At 58.5% G+C, this 18,719-nt stretch carries 20 protein-coding genes, 1 tRNA gene and 2 pseudogenes; 5 read left to right on the forward strand and 18 right to left on the reverse strand.

The genetic code is table 11. From position 1 onward, the window contains the following. The 15 genes from FJ320_03445 to FJ320_03515 all read right to left on the reverse strand — a co-directional run. On the reverse strand, positions 1–530 hold a 530-nt coding region (locus FJ320_03445), incomplete at its 3' end, for a gamma-glutamyltransferase (protein MBM3925029.1). 96 nt (positions 531–626) lie between these two features. Then, a complete protein-coding gene (locus tag FJ320_03450) occupies positions 627–1,919 on the reverse strand; it encodes an MFS transporter (protein ID MBM3925030.1) in 1,293 nt (430 codons plus the stop codon). Between the two features lie 310 nt (positions 1,920–2,229). Continuing rightward, positions 2,230–3,327, reverse strand: a complete 1,098-nt coding sequence (locus FJ320_03455; GenBank protein MBM3925031.1) for a DSD1 family PLP-dependent enzyme — start codon at positions 3,325–3,327, stop codon at positions 2,230–2,232. A 179-nt stretch (positions 3,328–3,506) separates the two neighbouring features. Beyond that, positions 3,507–4,616, reverse strand: coding sequence for a DSD1 family PLP-dependent enzyme (locus FJ320_03460; protein MBM3925032.1), 1,110 nt, complete (start codon positions 4,614–4,616; stop codon positions 3,507–3,509). A gap of 86 nt (positions 4,617–4,702) precedes the next feature. Then, a complete protein-coding gene (locus tag FJ320_03465) occupies positions 4,703–5,824 on the reverse strand; it encodes an amidohydrolase (GenBank protein ID MBM3925033.1) in 1,122 nt (373 codons plus the stop codon). An 86-nt stretch (positions 5,825–5,910) separates the two neighbouring features. Continuing rightward, the gene (locus FJ320_03470; protein MBM3925034.1) at positions 5,911–6,462 is read right to left on the reverse strand and encodes a hypothetical protein; all 552 of its coding nucleotides are present in this window, start codon (positions 6,460–6,462) and stop codon (positions 5,911–5,913) included. A 227-nt stretch (positions 6,463–6,689) separates the two neighbouring features. After that, the gene (locus FJ320_03475) at positions 6,690–7,958 is read right to left on the reverse strand and encodes an exonuclease SbcCD subunit D (protein ID MBM3925035.1); all 1,269 of its coding nucleotides are present in this window, start codon (positions 7,956–7,958) and stop codon (positions 6,690–6,692) included. 751 nt (positions 7,959–8,709) lie between these two features. Beyond that, positions 8,710–9,153, reverse strand: coding sequence for a hypothetical protein (locus tag FJ320_03480; GenBank protein ID MBM3925036.1), 444 nt, complete (start codon positions 9,151–9,153; stop codon positions 8,710–8,712). A gap of 200 nt (positions 9,154–9,353) precedes the next feature. Continuing rightward, complete coding sequence (locus FJ320_03485) at positions 9,354–10,262, reverse strand: EVE domain-containing protein (protein MBM3925037.1); 909 nt, start codon at positions 10,260–10,262, stop codon at positions 9,354–9,356. Positions 10,263–10,855: 593 nt separating this feature from the next. Beyond that, the gene (locus FJ320_03490) at positions 10,856–11,104 is read right to left on the reverse strand and encodes a hypothetical protein (protein ID MBM3925038.1); all 249 of its coding nucleotides are present in this window, start codon (positions 11,102–11,104) and stop codon (positions 10,856–10,858) included. Between the two features lie 175 nt (positions 11,105–11,279). Then, entirely contained in the window at positions 11,280–11,486 is a 207-nt protein-coding gene (locus tag FJ320_03495; protein ID MBM3925039.1) for a DUF2273 domain-containing protein, read from the reverse strand. A gap of 395 nt (positions 11,487–11,881) precedes the next feature. Then, positions 11,882–12,496 carry an Asp23/Gls24 family envelope stress response protein gene (locus FJ320_03500; GenBank protein ID MBM3925040.1) on the reverse strand — a complete coding sequence of 205 codons (615 nt, stop codon included), beginning with the start codon at positions 12,494–12,496 and terminating at the stop codon, positions 11,882–11,884. A 226-nt stretch (positions 12,497–12,722) separates the two neighbouring features. Beyond that, positions 12,723–13,142 (reverse strand): Asp23/Gls24 family envelope stress response protein, encoded by a 420-nt coding sequence (locus FJ320_03505; protein MBM3925041.1) that lies wholly within the window; start codon positions 13,140–13,142, stop codon positions 12,723–12,725. A 40-nt stretch (positions 13,143–13,182) separates the two neighbouring features. Continuing rightward, complete coding sequence (locus FJ320_03510; protein MBM3925042.1) at positions 13,183–13,722, reverse strand: Asp23/Gls24 family envelope stress response protein; 540 nt, start codon at positions 13,720–13,722, stop codon at positions 13,183–13,185. A gap of 405 nt (positions 13,723–14,127) precedes the next feature. Then, positions 14,128–14,475 (reverse strand): hypothetical protein, encoded by a 348-nt coding sequence (locus tag FJ320_03515; protein MBM3925043.1) that lies wholly within the window; start codon positions 14,473–14,475, stop codon positions 14,128–14,130. A gap of 152 nt (positions 14,476–14,627) precedes the next feature. Here FJ320_03515 and FJ320_03520 point away from each other — a divergent pair, with 152 nt between their 5' ends. Then, complete coding sequence (locus FJ320_03520; GenBank protein ID MBM3925044.1) at positions 14,628–14,912, forward strand: hypothetical protein; 285 nt, start codon at positions 14,628–14,630, stop codon at positions 14,910–14,912. A gap of 216 nt (positions 14,913–15,128) precedes the next feature. On the opposite strand, the gene FJ320_03525 is transcribed toward FJ320_03520, so the two are convergent. After that, entirely contained in the window at positions 15,129–16,466 is a 1,338-nt protein-coding gene (locus FJ320_03525) for a glycine--tRNA ligase (GenBank protein ID MBM3925045.1), read from the reverse strand. 148 nt (positions 16,467–16,614) lie between these two features. Here FJ320_03525 and FJ320_03530 point away from each other — a divergent pair, with 148 nt between their 5' ends. Then, positions 16,615–16,899 (forward strand): type II toxin-antitoxin system Phd/YefM family antitoxin, encoded by a 285-nt coding sequence (locus FJ320_03530; protein ID MBM3925046.1) that lies wholly within the window; start codon positions 16,615–16,617, stop codon positions 16,897–16,899. A gap of 1 nt (position 16,900) precedes the next feature. Then, positions 16,901–17,320 (forward strand): PIN domain-containing protein, encoded by a 420-nt coding sequence (locus tag FJ320_03535; GenBank protein ID MBM3925047.1) that lies wholly within the window; start codon positions 16,901–16,903, stop codon positions 17,318–17,320. Positions 17,321–17,327: 7 nt separating this feature from the next. Here the strand turns inward: FJ320_03535 and FJ320_03540 are convergent. Continuing rightward, positions 17,328–17,402: transfer RNA gene (locus FJ320_03540), tRNA-Met, on the reverse strand. A 124-nt stretch (positions 17,403–17,526) separates the two neighbouring features. Between FJ320_03540 and FJ320_03545 the strand changes: the two genes are divergently transcribed. Together FJ320_03545 and FJ320_03550 are read left to right on the forward strand one after the other, a co-directional pair. Next, entirely contained in the window at positions 17,527–17,769 is a 243-nt protein-coding gene (locus FJ320_03545; protein ID MBM3925048.1) for a type II toxin-antitoxin system HicB family antitoxin, read from the forward strand. After that, positions 17,769–17,924, forward strand: a pseudogene (locus FJ320_03550) (type II toxin-antitoxin system HicA family toxin). The gene FJ320_03545 and the pseudogene FJ320_03550 overlap by 1 nt, the downstream one beginning before the upstream one ends. Before the next feature lie 141 nt (positions 17,925–18,065). On the opposite strand, the pseudogene FJ320_03555 reads toward FJ320_03550, so the two are convergent. Then, positions 18,066–18,633 (reverse strand): annotated as a pseudogene (locus FJ320_03555) (DUF4256 domain-containing protein). Positions 18,634–18,719: the final 86 nt, after the last annotated feature.

Consider the following 18,719-nt stretch of genomic DNA (forward strand, 5'->3'; position numbering starts at 1 on the left):
TCCCTCTCGATGAATGACATGAAATATGGGCTGACCCTGTACCCCTCCTCTGCGTACCGAATCGCCGGCGCCATCACCTCCGCCAGCCCCATCGTCCCCCACCGCTTCAGCGCGGCGCACCACCCCTTCAGGTTCCCCGGCACCCCCACCGACAGGTACCCCACCTTGTTCGCCATCCCCACCGTCTCCATTGGCCCAGCCTTGTCGTCCGTCGTAAACATTCTGGACAACGCCTTCTTCGGCGACACCGCGTAATGGTCTATCGAGTACACCTGCTTCGACGATACCTGATAATAGACCGTAAATCCCGCCCCAAAAATCCCCGTCGACGACGGCTCCGTCACCGCCTGCGCAAAGGCCGTCGCCACCGCCGCATCCACCGCGTTCCCTCCCCTCGCTAGCACCTCCACCCCCGCCAGCGATGCCAGCGCGCTGTTAGACGCCACCACCCCCCGGCTCCCCACCACCTCCCTCTTCTGGCACTTGAACCCGAAGCCAGGTTTACTCCCTATCTCATCATGCTTCGCCATATTAGGTCTCCTCTATTACTTGTCCCCCGCGCCGCAAAGCCACCGACAGGGCCTATGCCGCCCCGATGTGTCGGGGCGGTAGGGTACTACATCCCATCATGTCACCGCCAAAGGATCCCTCTTGGCCTCCCCCCTCGGCGGCCTCACCGTCAAAATCAGCGCCCCGCACACCAGCACCATCACCCCCATCGCCAGGAACGGTATGGTGTACGACCCTCGCAAGTCATACATCAGTCCCGCCAAAAGCGGCATCGCGACGCTCCCCGCGTTCATCGGAATCATCGATATTCCCAAAATCGTCCCGAAGGACTTTCGCCCGAAATACTCCCCTCGAATCGTCGTCGCCGCCGGCGCCCGGCCCCCGTGCGCCGCCCCCTGCAGCACCGCAAATACCATCGCCATCATCAGGCTGTCCACCATCAGCAGGAACAGTACCGCCAGTCCCTGCATAATCATGAACCCGAATATCACGTACCGCTTATCGACTCGGTCTCCCAGCCACCCGCCCACCACCTGAAAACACGCCGCCACCGACGTCATCACCAGCACCACCATCCCCGCCAGCGGCAGCGACATCCCCTGGTCGTGCAAATGCGGCACCAGGTGCAGCGCCAGCGTCGTCACCATTATCCCCGTCCCCGCGTGCGACAGCGCGATGCCCCAGAACGCCCACGTACGCATCGCCTCCCGCGCCGTCATCTCCGGAGCTGATGACACCGCCATCACACTCGTATCCGTCTTCGGTGCCTCCGAGTCTCCATCCGGCCTCAGCCCCATCCGCTCCGGTCTGTCCCGCACCAGCATCGCCACCGGCAGCGCCAGCATCAGCACAAACACGCCGATTCCTCCCGCCACCCATCGCCACCCGTGAGTAACAATTCCCCACGCTATCAGCGGCACCAGCGCTCCTCCCACCGACCCTCCCAGCATTACTACCGCCATCGCTCTGCTTCGGTTCCTCGCGAACCAATGATTGATCATCGTGGCGATGGGCACGTACCCGCCCAGCCCCGCGCCGCTGGTAATGACAACGTAGACAAAATAAAACGGCACCGGATGGCTCACCGTCGTGAACAGCAAAAACCCGACGCCGCAAATCAGCAGCCCCGTCGTCAGCGTCCGCCGTGACCCCATCCGGTCCGCCAGCACGCCCTCGAAAGGCCCCATCAGCGCCCCTTCCGCCCGCGCTATGGAAAATGCCCCCGAAAGCAGCGTCCGGCTCCACCCAAAGTCCTCCTCCAGCGCCACCAGGAACGTCCCCGTCGACTGCCACGTCACCGCCGATATAAACGTCATGCTCAGCGCCCCGGCCGCCGCCACCCACCACCCATAAAACACCTTCCGCGACGTCTTGGCCCGTTTGCCTACCGCCGCCTCACTCCTAGCCATGTTTTCCTGTTTCGCTCATTAATACGCTCTAGTGCACTCGCAATTTGATATCGGCCAACGTGTTATATGCTGCCCATTTCGTCTAGCCGACTACATCTTACTGAAGCCTCCATATCTGGTTCCTCTCCCTTGACGGGAGAGGATTATTGAACACCTTAAGTCATATTAAATTTGAAATCCCGATGCTAATCGGGAAGGTGAGGGTGAAACCCTAGCTCCACGCTCCGTCCGCCAGGCTCAACTACACCTCTCATGGCTTCTCTTTCCTTCTCAAGCTTCCCGCGGAGAAAGCTAAATGATGGGGTCTTCCCTAACTGTGACACCCCCTCGCCGCTATATCCCACACCGCCTCCACCCTACCATCCCTCACCGCCACAAACCGATCCCATCGATTCACCATAATATCCTGCTGCCCCGGCACCAGCATAAACTTCTCCCCCACTCTCATCCTTGCACCCTCCGACAGCCTCAAAATCGTATGCTCCGCATGTAATGACTCTACCTCTACCCCTTTCCTTCCATCTACCGTCGGCAACCCGCGAGGCGTCCCCACCGCCTTTATCCCCACGTCCCCAATCGCGCGCCCCGGCCGGTTCGCGCTGATCACTGTCCCCAAAATCTTCGCCGCCGGCCTGAAGTCCGACATGTACCCGTAGTACCCCTCCATCAGCAGATACGTCCCTCCCTGCACCTCTGTCACACCTGGTATCTCCCCCGCTACGTCGTAGCTCCACGTCTCCCCCGTCGATACCACCTCCACCGGCAACCCATCCCTCTCTATCGCCGCCTTCAAATCCAAGACCTTGTGCATAATCCGACGCCCCCCCAGCACCCTCGTCTCCCGGTCAGAAGTCGGCGGTATGCTCTGATGGCTCATGATGCCCTTGAACCGAAGCCCCGGCAGCGACGCGATTTCCCTCGCCAGCCTCACTCCCTCCTCGATGCTCCTCACACCGCACCGTCCCATCTGCGTATCCACCTCCACTAGCACACCGACCTCCACCGCCTCCGACGCCATGGCCTCCGACAGCTCGCGAGCGTTCCGTTCGTCGTCGCACCCCACCGACATCTCCGCCACCCTCGCCAGCGCCGCCAGCCGCCGAATCTTGTCCTTCGACACCACCTGGTTCGCAATCAATATATCGTCGATGCCGCTGGCCACCATCACCTCCGCCTCCGACACCTTGGCGGCGCACACTCCGCCCACCGTGCCGCCCATCCTAATCTGCATGTGCGCCAGCACCGGCGTCTTATGGTTCTTCACATGCGGCCTCAGCTTCGCCTTCTTATCCGAGTAATACCGCGCCATCACCCCCATGTTATGCTCCACCGACTCCATGTCCAGCAGCAAACACGGCGTATCCAGATCCTCCACCGGCGTCCCCACCAACGGCCTCATCGCTTCCATTGCTACCTCTCCCTTACGTCATTTCGAGCGCAGTCGAGAAACCTCAGCGTCCCTGGGACTCCAACGCTACATGCAACTGGCTACGGTTCTTCGGCGTTACATGCCAACCCAACGCACTTCCAGATCTACCTCCCAACCATAACAAAGCTAGCAAAGCAAAAGGTGCAGGACACGTCCTGCTAGTCATATCGACCCCTTGCGCTCACCTCCCACACTCCCACCAACCGGCCATCCTCCACCACATTCACATAGTCATATAGATTCATACAGATCTCGCTGTCATGCGGCGTAAGCCACACCTTTCTCCCCAGGTCCAGCCTCCCGTCATCCCTGCCCTCGATTCCGATAATCCCATGCTCCGCGCTGCAACGCTTCACCGACGCCCCCTTTATTCCCTCCAGCATCGGCAGCCCCTCGTCCGCGCCGATCCCCTTCTGCCCCACATCCACCACCGACACCGACGGCTCCGGGTGGCTGATAACCGTCCCCAGCACCTTCAGCGCCATCTTCAACTGCGGTCGGTATGAGCGATAAAAATTGTCCATCAGCGCATACGATCCCGCCTGCACCTCCGTCACCCCCTCCATCGATCCCGCCACCTCATATCCATGCGTCCCTCCGACGCTCACTACCCCCACCTCCATACCCTCCCTCTCCACCATCTGCCGAGTGTCCAGAACCCGCTGTATGGCCGACCGCACCTCTTTCTCGGTATCCGCAAAGTCCTTATGCAGCACGCATCCTTCGTACCCCATCAGCCCCGCAAACCGCAGCCCCCGCGATTTAACCACCACCTTCGCCAGCGACACTGCCTCCTTCCCCGGCGGCACTCCGCACCTACCTAGACGGCAATCGATGTCCACCAGCACGTCCAGCGTCGCCCCCGCCGACACCGCCGCCTCCGACAGGTCCCTCACATTCTCTTCAGAGTCCACCGGCACGCTTATCTTTATCGTCTTCGCCAGCGCACACAGCCTCGCAATCTTCGACTTCATCACCACCTCGCTGGCGACCAAAATGTCCTTGAATCCGTGCTGGCTTAACACCTCCGCCTGTCCCACCTTCGCCACGCACACCCCTCCCATGGTGCCACCCGCCGCCAGCTGCATCAGCCCCAGCGACGGGCACAAATGCGCCTTCATGTGCGGCCTCAGCTTCGCCGGCCTCCCCATGAAAAACCCGTGTACTGTATGCAAGTTATGCCGCAGTGACGCCAGGTCTATCACCACCCCTGGCGTGTCCAGCTCCTCCGCCGCCGTCCCAATCGCCCTATATCCCGGCCTCTCCATGGACTATTCTCTCCTCGTCAGGTACTAAACGTATGGGCGAGTCACAGACCCGCCCTGTCACATCTCATTCTCTATCCCTGCCACACCTACCCCTTAACCCCGTAATATTTCGCGCAGTTGTCCCACAAAATCTTCCGCTTGCTCTTATCGCTGATGTCATTCTCCAGGAAGCTCTCCACCGCATGCGGGTACTTGGAGTCCGGGTGCGGCCAGTCCGTCGAGTACACGATGTTGTCGTCACCCATGTATTCGATGACCTGCTTCACAAACCTCTCGTCCGACTCCGCCGACACCACGCACTGCCGCTTGAAATACTCGCTGGGCTCCTCCGGCAGCTCCTCAGGCGTCACTCCAAACTGTATCTCGTAATGGTCGTCCATCCGCTCCATAATCCACGGCGCCCACCCGCAGTTGGCCTCCAAAAACGCCACCCGCAGCTTCGGGTGCCGATGCATCACACCACCGCCACACATCGACATCACCGCCAGCATCATCTCCATGGAATGACACGCGATGTGCCTCAGGAACGCGTTGTCCCCAAACCGGTCCCCCACCTGCGGCAGCAGCGACCCTATCCCCTCATGGAACCCCAGGGATACGTCCATCTCCTCCACCGCCGACCACAGCGGCTCGTAGTACGGCTCGTACCAGTTCCGACCGTGCACCGGGTTGGGCCTCAAAAACACTGCCTTGAAACCCAGTTCTTTCACGGCTCGACGCGCCTCGCTTACCGCCAGCTCCACGTCGTGGGGCGGCACCATGGCCGCCGCCAGCATCCGCTTTCTATCGACGGCGCAGTAGTCGTAAAGCCAGTTGTTGTACGCCTGGCACACCGCCAGCGCGAACTCCGGCTCCATCTCGTCCAGGGCCATGGAATACAGCCCTAGCGTCGGGTACGACACCGTCACGTCGATGCCCTCCGCGTCCATAGCCTCGATTTGCGTCTCCGGCGCCCACTTCCGCTGCGCGAAGGTCTTGTACTTCTGCGTGTACTTCTTCTGCTCCGGCGTCCTAAACTGCCGCTTGCCGATGCCGAGGGGCCACGGCATGTACTTCCCGTCCACGGAATACAGCCATCCCCCCACTCCCAGCACTCCACCCTTCGGGGCCCTGGACTTGTATTTGGGGTCGATGTAGCGCTCCCACAGGTCCAGCGGCTCCATCAGATGCATATCGCTGTCCAGTACCTTGAACCCCTGCTTAGCCATTACCGTTCACTCCTATTTCTAGCTTTTGGCGTCTTTCCAGCGAGGTCTCACTATATATCCACAGGCATGGCGACGTCACTATAGGCCTAGGGTTTGAGGGCGTCCTCGAAGAGGGCGGCGAGGATGTCCGCCAGGAAGAGGACGATGAGGCCGAGGACGACGACGGTGGTGGCGCTGGAGGCTATGGCGAGCCATCTGGATGGAGGGTTGGGGGAGTCGTGGGGGTAGGAGCGGGAGCGGAGGAATCGGACCAGGTAGAACATGTAGAGGGCGAGGGCGATTTTGACGGCGAGGACGACGGCGTAAGCGGGGCCGGCGAAGTTGGAGGTGAGCCGGTGGAAGGTGAGGATGACGCCGGTGACCAGGAGGACACCCATGGCGGTGTAGACCAAGGCGCGGAAGTCGGCGGCGATGGAGGAGGGGTTAGATTCTTCGGCTACGTCCGGGTACGGACTTCCCCGTTCGGCTTCGCTCAGGGCTAAAGGCTCACCAGGACTCGCCCCGATGGCATTGGGACTCGGCCCCCGCCTTTTAGGGCGGAGGATAAGGAGGTAGAAGAGGCCGCCGCCGACCCAGGCAACGGCGGAGATGTTGTGGAGCCATCTTATTAGGAGGAGGAGGATGTCGGTGGGGGACATTAGCCGCCGTCGTCCTGGGAATGGGAGATAACAGCACCCTCATCGAGCATAGAGATACCAGCGTCTTTTTAGTCGGGATACCATCCCCTGGCCCCTTTCCCGACTGCATCGGGACTGAGTACAGCCTGCTGGAAGGGGAAGAGAAAGTAGGATCACCTCATCATCCCCTAGCCCCTTCTTCTCCTTTGCAATAGGAGAAGAAGGGGGACCTGAGGAGAACCGCCCACCTAGCCACCGCTTCCAGGGGAGGAGGGAGCGCCAGAGGAAGCTTGGTCTTCTTCCAGGAGGCGGCGGGCGTAGGTTAACAGTTTTTCTTTGCGGGCGGGGTCTGTGTTTTTGGAGTCCAGGTAGAGGGCGAGGGCTTTGAGGGGAGGGAGGCCTTCCGCCACGTCTGGAGCGATGCGGGTGCGGCGCTCTTCTTCCACGTTTCGGTAGATGGCGGCGATGATGTGGGCGTCTTTCAGGGCGTCGCGGAGGGGAGCGTCGCGGAGGTGGAGGTTCTGGTCGGCGGTGAGGTTGACGCGGAGGCGGACGATGGCACCGGCGACATGATAGCGAGAGATGGCGTGGAGGACGTGGGTGGTGGGGTCGTCGCTGGCTTTGGGGATGTCGATTTCGATGGTGAGGAACTGGCGGGCGTTGACTTGCTTGAACTCGAAGGAGGTCATGCGCTGGCCCTGGGGGCGGGAGGGGTCGAGGTCGATGAGGCAGAAGCCCTTGGGCTGGGACTCTTCGCCGAAGTCGACGCGCTGGAGGCTGCCGGAGTAGGCCATGGTGGGGTTCTGCCGCAGCACCTGGTGCTTGTGGATGTGGCCGAGGGCGATGTAGTCAAAGCAGGGCAGGTGTAGGGCGCCGGGCATGAGCCAGTGGTCCTGGCCGAGCATCATGGCGCGCTCCGAGCCGATGGCGGCGCCCTGGACGGTGACGTGGGCAGCGAGGATGGCGGGAAGGCGCGGGTCCAGCTTGTCCGCCTGCTGCCGGATGCCCTGGGTGAACCGGTCCTGGATGAGCTGGTTGACCTGGTCGATGGTCAAGCCGGCCGTGTCATCGTGCGAAAGGAGGCGGGAGCGTCGGGGCCAGGGGAGGGCGACGATTTGGAGGGGGCCTTGGGCGGTGGTGAGTCGATAGGTAGTCAGGGTGTCCCCGACATGGACGTTGGGGACTTTGAGGGTGGGGAAGATCTCCACGGCGTTGGCGCGCCCGACGGAGTGGGGGAGGTCATGGTTGCCGACGAGGAGGAAGACGGGGATGCCGGCGGCGGAGAGCTTGGCGAGGCGGGCGGCCAGCTCTTTCTGCTGGGTCTGGGAAGGGTCTCGCGACTTGTAGGCGTCGCCGGCCAGGAGGACGAGGTGGACGCCGCTGCTCAGGGCGAAGTTTACGATTTCATCCAGGGCGGAGAGGAAGTCCTGGAGGCGGGAGGAGAGGCCGGTGGAGGGGTCGAGCCGGCCATAGTTCTCGACGCCGATGTGGAGGTCTGAGAAGTGGAGGATACGCATATGAGGTATTTTCTCATATCGTGGGGTTAGAGGGGAGGTCTGAGAAGTGGAGGATTCGAGCCGATGGGCATCGGCTTCCGCCAATCATATGAGTAGAATCAAGGTGGCGGACATGGGGATTTTCTCATATTTGGGAAGGGGGAGGGAGGGTTTTGGGTGAGGGGATTGCGGGGGAAGGTGGGAGCGGAGGGTAGTGGTGGGGGGTAGGCCCTACCGCACCTTGAAAGGTGCGGCATAGGCCTTGTTGGCGGCTGTGCAGCGCACCGCGGGCCTGGAATTTTTTTGAGATTTTGCGGCTAAGAAGTTTTTTCAAAACTACCTATGGGTTATTCGTCTCAGCTAAAAAATTTTTTGAGGGAACGAATGGGGATTTCAGGCGTGAGTCAGGCGTGGATTCGTTTCATTTGTTCTTATTCGTTTTCCGGACCTCCCGAGTAAAAGTCTTTTTTTCGAGAACGAATAAGGGCGCCAAGCGTGAATTAGGCACGGATTCGTTTTCTTTCCCAGGCGTGGAATTTGATAAATCTTAAGGAGCGGGATAGGGACTGGTGGAATAGTTGGGGGGGCAGGTCCGATTCCATCGGACTCCTCCGATTTTATGTTCAGGCTGTGCAAGGAGGTTGTTTCTCTAAAAATGGGGTGGTTTTGTGCCTAAAGTGGCTAAAAACAACCTAAACAACCTTCCCGATTGGTCCGCCAGAAGCGGAGGATTTCGCGATTGCACAGAGCTAAGGCACTGACCTGAATGCATTTAGCTTCTCATTTGGTTCTGGAGGTAGGTGAGGTAGGCGATGGCGCGGACGGTTTTGATGATGAGTTCTTCAGGGGGGTTGGGGCTGGCGAAGAGGTTATGGAGCTTGACTCGCATGAGGGTGATTTCTTCTTCCAGGTCGTTGTGGCTGATGAGCTGCATTTCGTTGAAGAGGGCCTGGTCTTTGGGAGGGAGGGACTTGGAGTAGTACCCGTGCTTCCGGGCGTTCTGGTTTCCAAGGGGCGCGCCGCCGCGGTTTTTAGGGGGGTCGGCGGAAGGGGCTTTGGCTTCTTGCGCATTTGCCCTGGCCTGGAATTCGGCGAAGGCCTGGGGTATGGAGTCGGCGTAGGCGCGGACTTCGTCCCGAAGCCTGTCGTGGTCGGAGATGTGGGAGCGGAGGGCGGGGTCCAGGGGTGGGGCGTAGCCGTTGGAGTTGGTGGACATGCTGGCTCCTTAGTCGAACATCAGTTCTTGTAAGGATAGGGGAAGGGAGGGGGTTGGGTCAAGGGGAGGATGGCAGGGGGAGGGGGGAGAAAACGAGGAGTAGGTGGTTGCCGGATGGCGAAGGCTAGGTTGCTGTCATAACAGATTCCCTTCGACCAGGCTCAGGACAGGCTTCGACTGTGTCGGACTACCGACTTCGCTCAGAATGACAAATGCACTTTCTCTATTGTCAGCATCAATCCTGAACTAGCATCGGGCGTCTTGAAGAACAGGAATAAAGCGATGCCGATCTCGGATTCGAGCGACTTTATCTGCTGTTTCAGTTCAAAGAGTTTCTCTACTTTCTTAATGTCGATAAACCGAAGTTGGTCGCGGATTTCATGGAAAGTGCCCGATAGAAGCTCCCCGGCCTTGGTGAAGTCCTTTGGGTTAGCAACCAGGAAAATACGGCTGTTCCAGAGGTCGTAGGCGTGTTTTAGTTTAGCGAGAGCCCGGTAAAGGTCACCACCTACCTGGACTTCAAAGACATAGGTTGGGACTGACCGTTCGACGCGGCGCCAGACGACGTCCAGTCGCGCGCCGTTCATTGAGTATTCTTTCTCAGTTATGAACTTCTGAAGGCTTCCTATCTGTAAGAGTTTAGAGATTAGCTGGCTATGGAGAGGAGTCATTTCTGATTCGTCTGGTCGGAGGCCAGCGTGTTCTTCGAAAGCGGCGGAAATTTCTGCTATGGATTCTTCATCAAGAGATTGAAAGCCGCCTCTCGATAGCGTGCGGATTCTCTCTGAGGAGTATTTCTGGGCTTTCCAATTTGCTGGTGGCATTAGGTAGTCAACATCGAATTCGAAGCGGAGGGGCCACAAGACTTTCTTCTCTTTAACCTCGTCCGGCCAAAGAGGCTTGTCCTGCTTAAATTTCGTTGTGACGGTGCCGAGGCCGACGATACCGCTGACGGGGATGCCTACATAAAAGACGAGCCTATCGCCTTGGGCGATGGATTCCCACATAATGGCTGGCCGTCCTTTGGCCTTGGTTCCCCAGATGTTTCCGAGTTTGAAAGTGCTTTCCCAGTTGCCTGGGGCACCGACGGCGAGCCACCATCGAGGCATTTCATCTCCCTACCAACTAAGATGGAGCATGATAGTGCCACCTTCCCAGGGGAGACTACCAATCCAATCTTGAATCTCCTTTGTGGATTCCTCTGACAATTTGTGGTTTTTGGCGTAACGCTTTGCCCGATTGATGATTCGACGCTTAGACCATTCGAATATGAAGTTGCTGTCCCAACCCCCACCCCATGTATTTGGATAAGGGTCTACAGCGAAATCTAGAAGGAAATCTTCCACAACTCCACGCGGATGGTAACCGTAATCGATCTTTACGATGCCAACGTCCATTCCCATGGCCTTGACCTCCTAAAATTTGGTCCAGGACCATATCGGACCAGGGAGGTGGAGTCAAGGGGTTGGGAAAGGAATGGGGTGAGATTAGATGTGGAGTGTGACGGTGGTCACGTCGATTAGATTCTTCGCTGGGCTCAGAATTACAAAGGGAGCGCGGCGACCTCGCCCCTACGGGCTGGGGGCGAGTATGGAGAGTTGCTGACGGACGGCGCGCTGAGATTTCTCCCGCCTGAGGCGGGTCGAAATGACGTTACACCCTTCCCTATTCCTGCCCCATCGGAGGCAGGGCGGAGCGACCTCTAATACCGCTCCCACCAGGGGGTGGGGGAGGGGTAGGCGGGGCCGATTTTGTTATGGGGCCGGGACTGGAGGGAGTCCAGGTAGGCGGTCTCCAGGGCTTTAAGGGCCTCGTTGGTGGAGAAGCCCATCCTGGCGCCGCATCGACGGCAGATGCGGGACTGCCATTCGGGTCGGAGGCCGCATTTAAGGCAGCCCCATCGGGGCAGCGGCGTGGCCGGCTTTTGAGTCCCGTCGTCAGGTTTATGCACTTGGTTGGAAGCTTAGCAGTCTTGTTGGCGGATAATACGGACGTTTGGACAGTAGTCGATAGGAATATTCGACTAGTCCCGGGCGGGACGGCAAAGGGAGGCAGGCCGCGTATGGGCGGCCTGATGGCGGGCTGACGGCGGGCCGATAAAATCGGCCCGCCGCGAATTTTGAAGCCTACCTGCCGCCGTTGTTGCGGCGGGTCTCGACGAAGCGTTCCAGGACGCCGTCCACCATACCGAACTCGCCGGCGACGTATTTGCCGATGAGCCAGCCGGTGAGGGCGAGGACGCCGACGACGATGGCTTCCCACCAGCCGAGCCAGACGAGGACTACGCCGAGGATGAGGCCGAAGACTAAGCCGGTGATTTTGGGATTGTTCATTTCAATCAACCATCCTTGTTGGGTTAATGGTTCATAGGAGAGGGACAGGCTATTAGAGCCTTCTTTAGCCTGACAGACGGGACGTAGTGCCAGTGTTTCACCCTCACCTTAATCCTCTCCCATCAAGGGAGAGGAGATTTTGCTAGGACTCAGTTAGAAAGCCGTCCTTGTTCTCAATCGGGATACCATCCCCTTTATCCCTTTCCCGACTGCATCGGGACTGAGTACAGCCTGCCGGAAGGGGAAGAAATTATTGATCACCTCATCATCCCCCTTCGACAAGCTCAGGGCAGGCTCTAACCCCTTCTTCTCCTTTGCAATAGGAGAAGAAGGGGAACCTGAGGGGAGGGAGACACTCCCAGCATACGCATGGAAAGATGGCGCACCGCGATGAATTAGTCGGGGACGAGGCGGGAGCCGTCGCCGCGCTGGTATCTGACACGGTCCACGGTGACGGAGGCCACGGTGAGGCCGGTGAGTTTTTCGACGGTATCTCGGATGCGAAACTGGAGGTCGTCGCGGACTTCCTGGAGGTTGGCGCCGAAGGCCACTTTGGGATAGCAGTCGATGGCGACCACGGTGGGGACATGGCCGCGACGGCCGTTGCCGTAGGAGCGGACGCGGCAGTCCATGAAAGAGACCTGTCGGTTGGCGGCGCCGGTCTTCTCCGCCAGGTAGCGGACGCTGTCCTCGTCGATGGTGAGGTCGCCGTCGGGGGAGTTGCTGATGGTGAGGGGGCGTCCGTGGCGCTCTTTGGGCTTGAGCTCGTTGTAAATGAGGTAGAGCATGACGGCACCCACGGCCAGGGATATCAGGAGGGTGGTGGCAAGGGCTCCGCCATCGAAATCGCGGATGCCTTGCAGCTGGGGTTGGAACCAGGCGTTGGGGAGGAAGTCAGGGTCGGCGGCCTCAATGGCGACGAGGACTATGACGACGGCGCCGGCCAGGGCCAGGAGGGCCGCCAGCACCACGATGAGGCGGTTGAGACGGTCCAAAATCGCGTCAGCCATAGTCAGTCACCTCATAAGTAGATTCGGGTCCTAAATTATTTAGTGGGGATCATCCCTACCCTGCCCAACGCCCTACCCATCCACCCCGACCCCCCTCTCTAACTCTCCCCCTCAAGGGGGGAGAGGACCAGACGGGAGGGCCAGGACGGGCGCCTTGACGTTCAGCCTATGGGGACGATCAGAGGAGGCGGAACGTCCTAGGGTAGGGCGGTGTCGGAGGGCCATCTTACTCGACGCGGCCGGGCATCTTGTCGGGGAACTCAATGCCCATGACGTTGATGTTGATCTCCTTGGTGACAAGGCCAAGGTGCTCCAGGACTCGCTGGGCCACGGCCTGCCGGACACCGATGACGACTTCCGGGATGCAGAAGCCGTACATGACCTTCATGTCCATGTCCAGGATGGCCTCGCGGGCGCCGGATTCCACCTGAACGCCCTGGGTCTTTTTGCCGCCGAAGGCGCTGCGGATGGTCTTCTTGCCGATGTCTGCGACGCCCTGGACCTCCTTGGCGGTCATGCTGGCGATGGAGGCGATGACGTCGTCATTGATGGTAGTCTTGCCGCCGACGTCGAGTTCATTCATGGATTTGACCTCCTCCATGCGGGGGGTCATTTCCTTTTCCAAAACGGTTATGTTGTTAGCCATAGTGTCCTCCTATTGATGTGCGGCGCGTTTCTAGACGGTCTTACTTAACTCTTCCGGGCATCTTGCTGGGGATGTTCAGACTTGCTACGTTCACGTTTATCTCTTTGGCATAGAGACCACATAGGTTTAGAAGCCTTTCCGCCACGTTCCGTCGAATATCCACAACGGTTTGGGGGACGGGGAAGCCGTAGGTGAGCTTCACGGTTATGTCTACAATGGCTTCTTTGCGTCCGGCTTCGACGCTGACCCCGCGGGCGCGGCGCTCTGCCCCGCGGAAGGTTTCCGCGAAGAGGCGGCGGAAGGAACTGACACCCACGTCAGCGACGCCTTCCACCTCCTTGGTGGCCTGGCAGGCGATGGCGCCGATGACCTCATCCTTGATGGCGGTGGAGCCTTCGACGACCATGGTGTCGATCCTGCTTAACTCTTCCAGCCTAGGGAGCATCTCCAACTCTCGGATGGTGAGGCCGGTCATAACGGCGGGATGGCTAAGGGCCGGCGGCTGGGCCTTGGATTCGATAACTTCGATATCGGGCTGAGACTCGACTTGAACATCAGTATCAGGCTTGAGTGTCGCCATTTCAGGACCTCCTTAGAATTCCATTGCTCTTTTATAAGGCCTGGCAAGGCTTGAAATTTTCAGGCCCGGATTGCTTATGATTTCCTGACCTGCCTATCCCCAAAACTTATTTTCCAGTCTGCGAAGGTCAGTTTGGGGCGCACCTACGGGGTGAACAATAGGCGAGGCGCCTTGCCGGATTGATAGGCTAGCGGGGAGCATTGGACCTGGGGTTAGGTTGAGCTTAGAGACCAGCCCGCCATACCTATTGTGAATATAGGCGCGGAAGATTAGGAAAAAGATGCCCTTTTGTGTAGTTGCCGGCAATCCATTTGGATAGTTCTTTGGGCAGAAGACCCCATTCTTTCAACCTTAGACTAGGCCCCAGAGGGTCTCCCTTATAACACAACGGGACAAGGCAGGGGGCTAGTCGTCCAGGGGGAGGAGGCGGCCCAGGGCGAGTTCTCGAATGGCTTTCTGGGTGACGCGGTAGAAGAGGTTGCCGGTGGCGGAGGCCCACATGTCCAGGTAGCCGGCGGAGATCTGGGAGCCTATCCAGTTGTGGGATAGCTGGAGGTCGTCCAGCATTTTGAAAAGGGCGCGCTGTTCGATGACGCCAATGCCATAGATCTGCTCCAAGAGCTGGGTGGAGGGGTCGGTGGGTTTGGCAATGGGGAGGCCGGAGGGTTCTTTGAGGATGGCCTCCAGGCGGTCCAGGTTCTGCCGGATGGTGCGAAGGAGCCGTCTGGCCTGGGAGTAGCGGGAGGTCTGCATGGGTGTGGGCCTCCGAGGAGGATGGGGAGCATTTTACTACAAGGGGGAATGATGGTGATTAGGTAATAAGGAGGTAGCTAAGCTGTCTTGCAGGACTGAAAATTTGCAGCGTAACCGTTGTGGGGTGTGAATTTGGTGGGGAGAGGTGGGGTATGGGTGTCACGCTTTTGCTGGCGGTGGGACTGGCGTATAACGTGGTGCTGCTGTTGTTCTGGCATGTGGCGCAATCGAATTCATGGCGGACGGTGGTGATTTGGGACAGGTACGGGGAACACTGGATTGAGGGCGGGATGATGTACGGGACGCTGGCGGCGCTTTTGGGGGCGGTGGTGTGGAGGATTGTGGGGGCTGGGAGAAGGGTGTGGCAGGGGAGGGTGCGAGGAGTGGGGCGGGGTAGAATTGAGGGGTTGGGGAAGAGGAGGCAGGAGGAGGGATAGATGGAGGAAGGGCCCTTCACCTTTGTCCTTACCTACAGGAAGTGGGGAAGGGATAATTCGCAGCGTGATAGGCGGCAGTGATAAAGGGTTGCGTCCATAGGATATCACCCTCACCTTAATCCTCTCCCATCAAGGGAGAGGAAATAAGAAGACCTCGTCCAAGTATGAGACCTATGGAAGGCGCATACCCTTTGATTACATCATGACAAAATCCAATTACCAGCCGTGGTCCAGCTTGTCGCGGAGGGCGGGGAGGAGGGTGGCGATGGGGAGGCGGAGCTGGGCCATGGTGTCGCGGTCACGGAGGGTGACCTGTTTGTCTTCCAGGGTGTCGAAGTCGATGGTGACGCAGAAGGGGGTGCCGACTTCATCCTGGCGGCGGTAGCGGCGGCCAATGGACTGGGCGTCGTCATAGGTGGTGGCGAAGTGGGGCCGGAGGAGGGCGTGGACCTGGCGCGCCGTGGGCGTCAGCTTCTCGTTGCGGCTGAGGGGGAGGACGGCCACTTTCGTGGGGGCGAGGATTCGATGGAGGCGGAGGAGGGCGCGGACGTCGGGGGCGCCTCCCGCTTTCGTGGGGGGAAGCTCCTGCTCCTGGTACGAGTCGATGAGGAAGGCGAGGGCGGCACGGTCCACTCCGCCGGAGGGCTCGATAACGTAGGGATGGAAGTGCTGCTGGTCCGCCGGGGCGGACTCGTCAAAATACTTTAGGTTCTGGCCTGAGGACTGCTCGTGCTGGCGGAGGTCGAAGTCGGTGCGATTGGCGATGCCCTCAAGCTCGGCCCAACCCCAGGGGAAGTTGTACTCGATATCGTAGACGTCCTTGGCGTAGTGGGCTAGCTCGCTTTTGTCGTGGCGGCGGAGGCGGAGGTTGTCGGGGCGGATGCCGTGGCGGACGTACCAGTCGAAGCGGGCGTCACGCCAGTATTGGAGCCATCGGTCGTCGTCGCCGGGCTTGACGAAGAACTCCAGCTCCATCTGCTCGAACTCGCGGGTGCGGAAGGTGGAGTTGCCGGGGGTGATCTCGTTGCGGAAGGCCTTGCCGATCTGGGCGATGCCGAAGGGGAGCTTGCGGCGGGCGGAGACCTGGACGTTCTGGAAGTTGACGAAGATGCCCTGGGCGGTTTCGGGCCGGAGGTAGATTTGGGAGGCGGTGTCCTCGGCGGCGCCCATGAAGGTCTTGAACATAAGGTTGAACTGGCGGGGGTCGGTGAGGCTGTCTTTGGCGCCGCAGTTGGGGCAATTGGCGCCTTCTAACTGGTCGGCGCGGAATCGCTGGTGACAGCTTTTGCACTCGACCAAGGGGTCGGTGAAGTTTTGAACGTGGCCGGAGGCCTCCCAGATTTTGGGGTGCATGAGGATGGCGGAGTCGAGGCCGACGATGGAGAAGTCGTCGCCCTGGTCGTAGACCATGGAGCGCCACCAGGCGTCCTTGACGTTGCGTTTGAGTTCGGCGCCGAGGGGGCCGTAGTCCCAGGTGGCGTTGAGGCCGCCGTAGATTTCGCTGCTTTGGAAGAAGAAGCCGCGGCGCTTGGCGAGGGAGAGGATTTTGTCCATGAGGGGGAGTTGGGTCTGGGTGGACACGGGGGCTCCTTGGGTTTGGGGATGGTGTAAGGGTAGCAGTGGCGCGCAAGGAGTGTAAAGGTTGTGATGTTACGAGTGAGGGAGCGGTTCTAATTTTAGGTGCTATAATGTAGTCTCATAAGTGGTCACAAAGGAGATAGATATGAGAGAAGTAGGGATAAGAGAGTTAAAGGAGAAGACAAGCAAGATTTTACGAGAGGTGAGTGACAGACGAGAGACCATAGCTATAACAAGCCGCGGAAAGTTGATCGCTAGGCTGGTACCTGTGGTAGATAAAGAGGCCGTTTTAGAGGAGAGCTTAAAGGTGCTGAAAGAGATGGATGAATTGGCTAAAGAGATAGGGAAATACTGGCCTAAAGGCGTGTCGGCGGTGGAGGCGGTAAGGGAACAGCGAAGAGATTTCTAACATGTATGTAGTAGACACTAGTGTGTGGGTAAGCAAATTTGTTATCGAAGACTCTAATCACAGCATCAGCGCCGGTTGGTTTGAGTTCGCCGTTAGGCAGGGCGAGGCGCTGGTCTGTCCATCCTTTGTTCTCGCCGAGACTGCCGGGGCTGTTGCGAGACGCACAAGAAGGCGGTCGATAGGAATTGATGCCGCTCGGTTGATGGAACAACTACCAATTTTTAGGTTGGTGTCCGTTGACTTACAACTAGCGAAATTGAGTGCTGAAGTAGCATCTCGAGGGCTTATAAGAGGCAGCGACGCAGTGTACGTAGCGCTAGCGCAAGAATTAGATGTGCCGCTGGTTACTTGGGACCAGGAACAAAAGATGAGGGGAAACCAGTTCGTAAGAACGACTACGCCTATGGAAAACTCGGTCTGATTGGAATTGGTGGGCCCGCCCGGGATCGAACCAGGGACCAATCGGTTATGAGCCGACCGCTCTACCACTGAGCTACGGGCCCGCAAAGATAGGGTAGGATAGGGCTATTGGGGTGTCAATACGAATTAGAGAAGGAGCACCTTCAGGTATAATTCTACAGGAAAAGCGTGTTGGCCGCTGATTGGAACGAAGCTGAGAGGTAGTCAATGCTAACAAAGTATTTACAAGCTGCGATGAAGCGGGCCAAGTACGAGATATTGCCCGAGGACAAGGGGTATTACGGGGAGATACCTGGTTTTCAGGGCGTTTATGCCAACTCGGATACTTTAGAAAGGTGCAGGGAGGAGTTGAGGGAGGTGCTGGAAGGTTGGGTGATGCTGAGCCTGGCGAAGGGCTTGCCGATGCCAGTGGTGGATGGGATTGACATAAACGTCAAACAAACCGCCTGATGCCTCCCCTGGGGCCGATTAGGCTAGGTGAGCTTTTGAGATTTTTAAGGACGTTGGGCTTTGAGGGGCCTTAAGCGGGCGGCAGGCATGAATACATGATACGAGGACAGGTCAGACTCTGGATTCCAAATCCACATCGCGGGGATATAAGCTGAGATTTTCTTATTCGCATCTAAGACAGGCAGGGATTACGAGGAAGGGATGGGAGGGCCTTTAGGGACTCCTAAAGGGGCATACGACCAATCGGTTATGAGCCGACCGCTCTATCACTAGGCTACGGGCCCGCAACTATTTATCTAAACCCTTAGCGAGCCACGGAACCCCCTGGCGGCATAGTAAGATTCCGCGCCGTTGTGATAGACAAAGACATGGTCGTAACGGCGATCACAAAAGAGGGCGCCGCCGAGTTTTCTAATATTAGGGGGCGTTTTCACCCAGCTCGATGTTTTCGTATCGAAATTTCCTAGTTTCTGCAACTCTCTATACTGTTCTTCCGTTAAAAGCTCAACGCCCATGGCGGCTGCCATATCGATGGCGCTGTCTTTTGGTTTATGCTCTTTTCTTGCCTCCAGTGCTTCCCGGTCGTAACAAAGGCTTCTGCGGCCATTAGGACTTTCCGCTGAACAGTCATAAAAAAACGTATTCGCCCGTCCTATTATCATGACCAACAACATCCGGCTCACCGCCAGTCCTTTCCATTTCATTGAGCGACCGCAGTTTTTCAGTATCAGCTTCCAGCTTTGCTTGCACTTTAGCCCATTCAAGGCCCTTATGGCGGTCCATGTTTTTCTCAAAGCGGGCTTTCAACGCTCTGAGCAGTTCTTCATGTTGTTCTGACGACAACTCTTTTTTGAGCTTGCGCATGGTCATAGTATTCATCCCCAGGTTATAAATACTGTCTATGCAGTGTATCCGGGTTTGCACGGAAAGTGGGGTGTTGGTCTCATTGG

The organism is SAR202 cluster bacterium, from assembly GCA_016872285.1.
Taxonomy (GTDB): Bacteria; Chloroflexota; Dehalococcoidia; order Lucifugimonadales.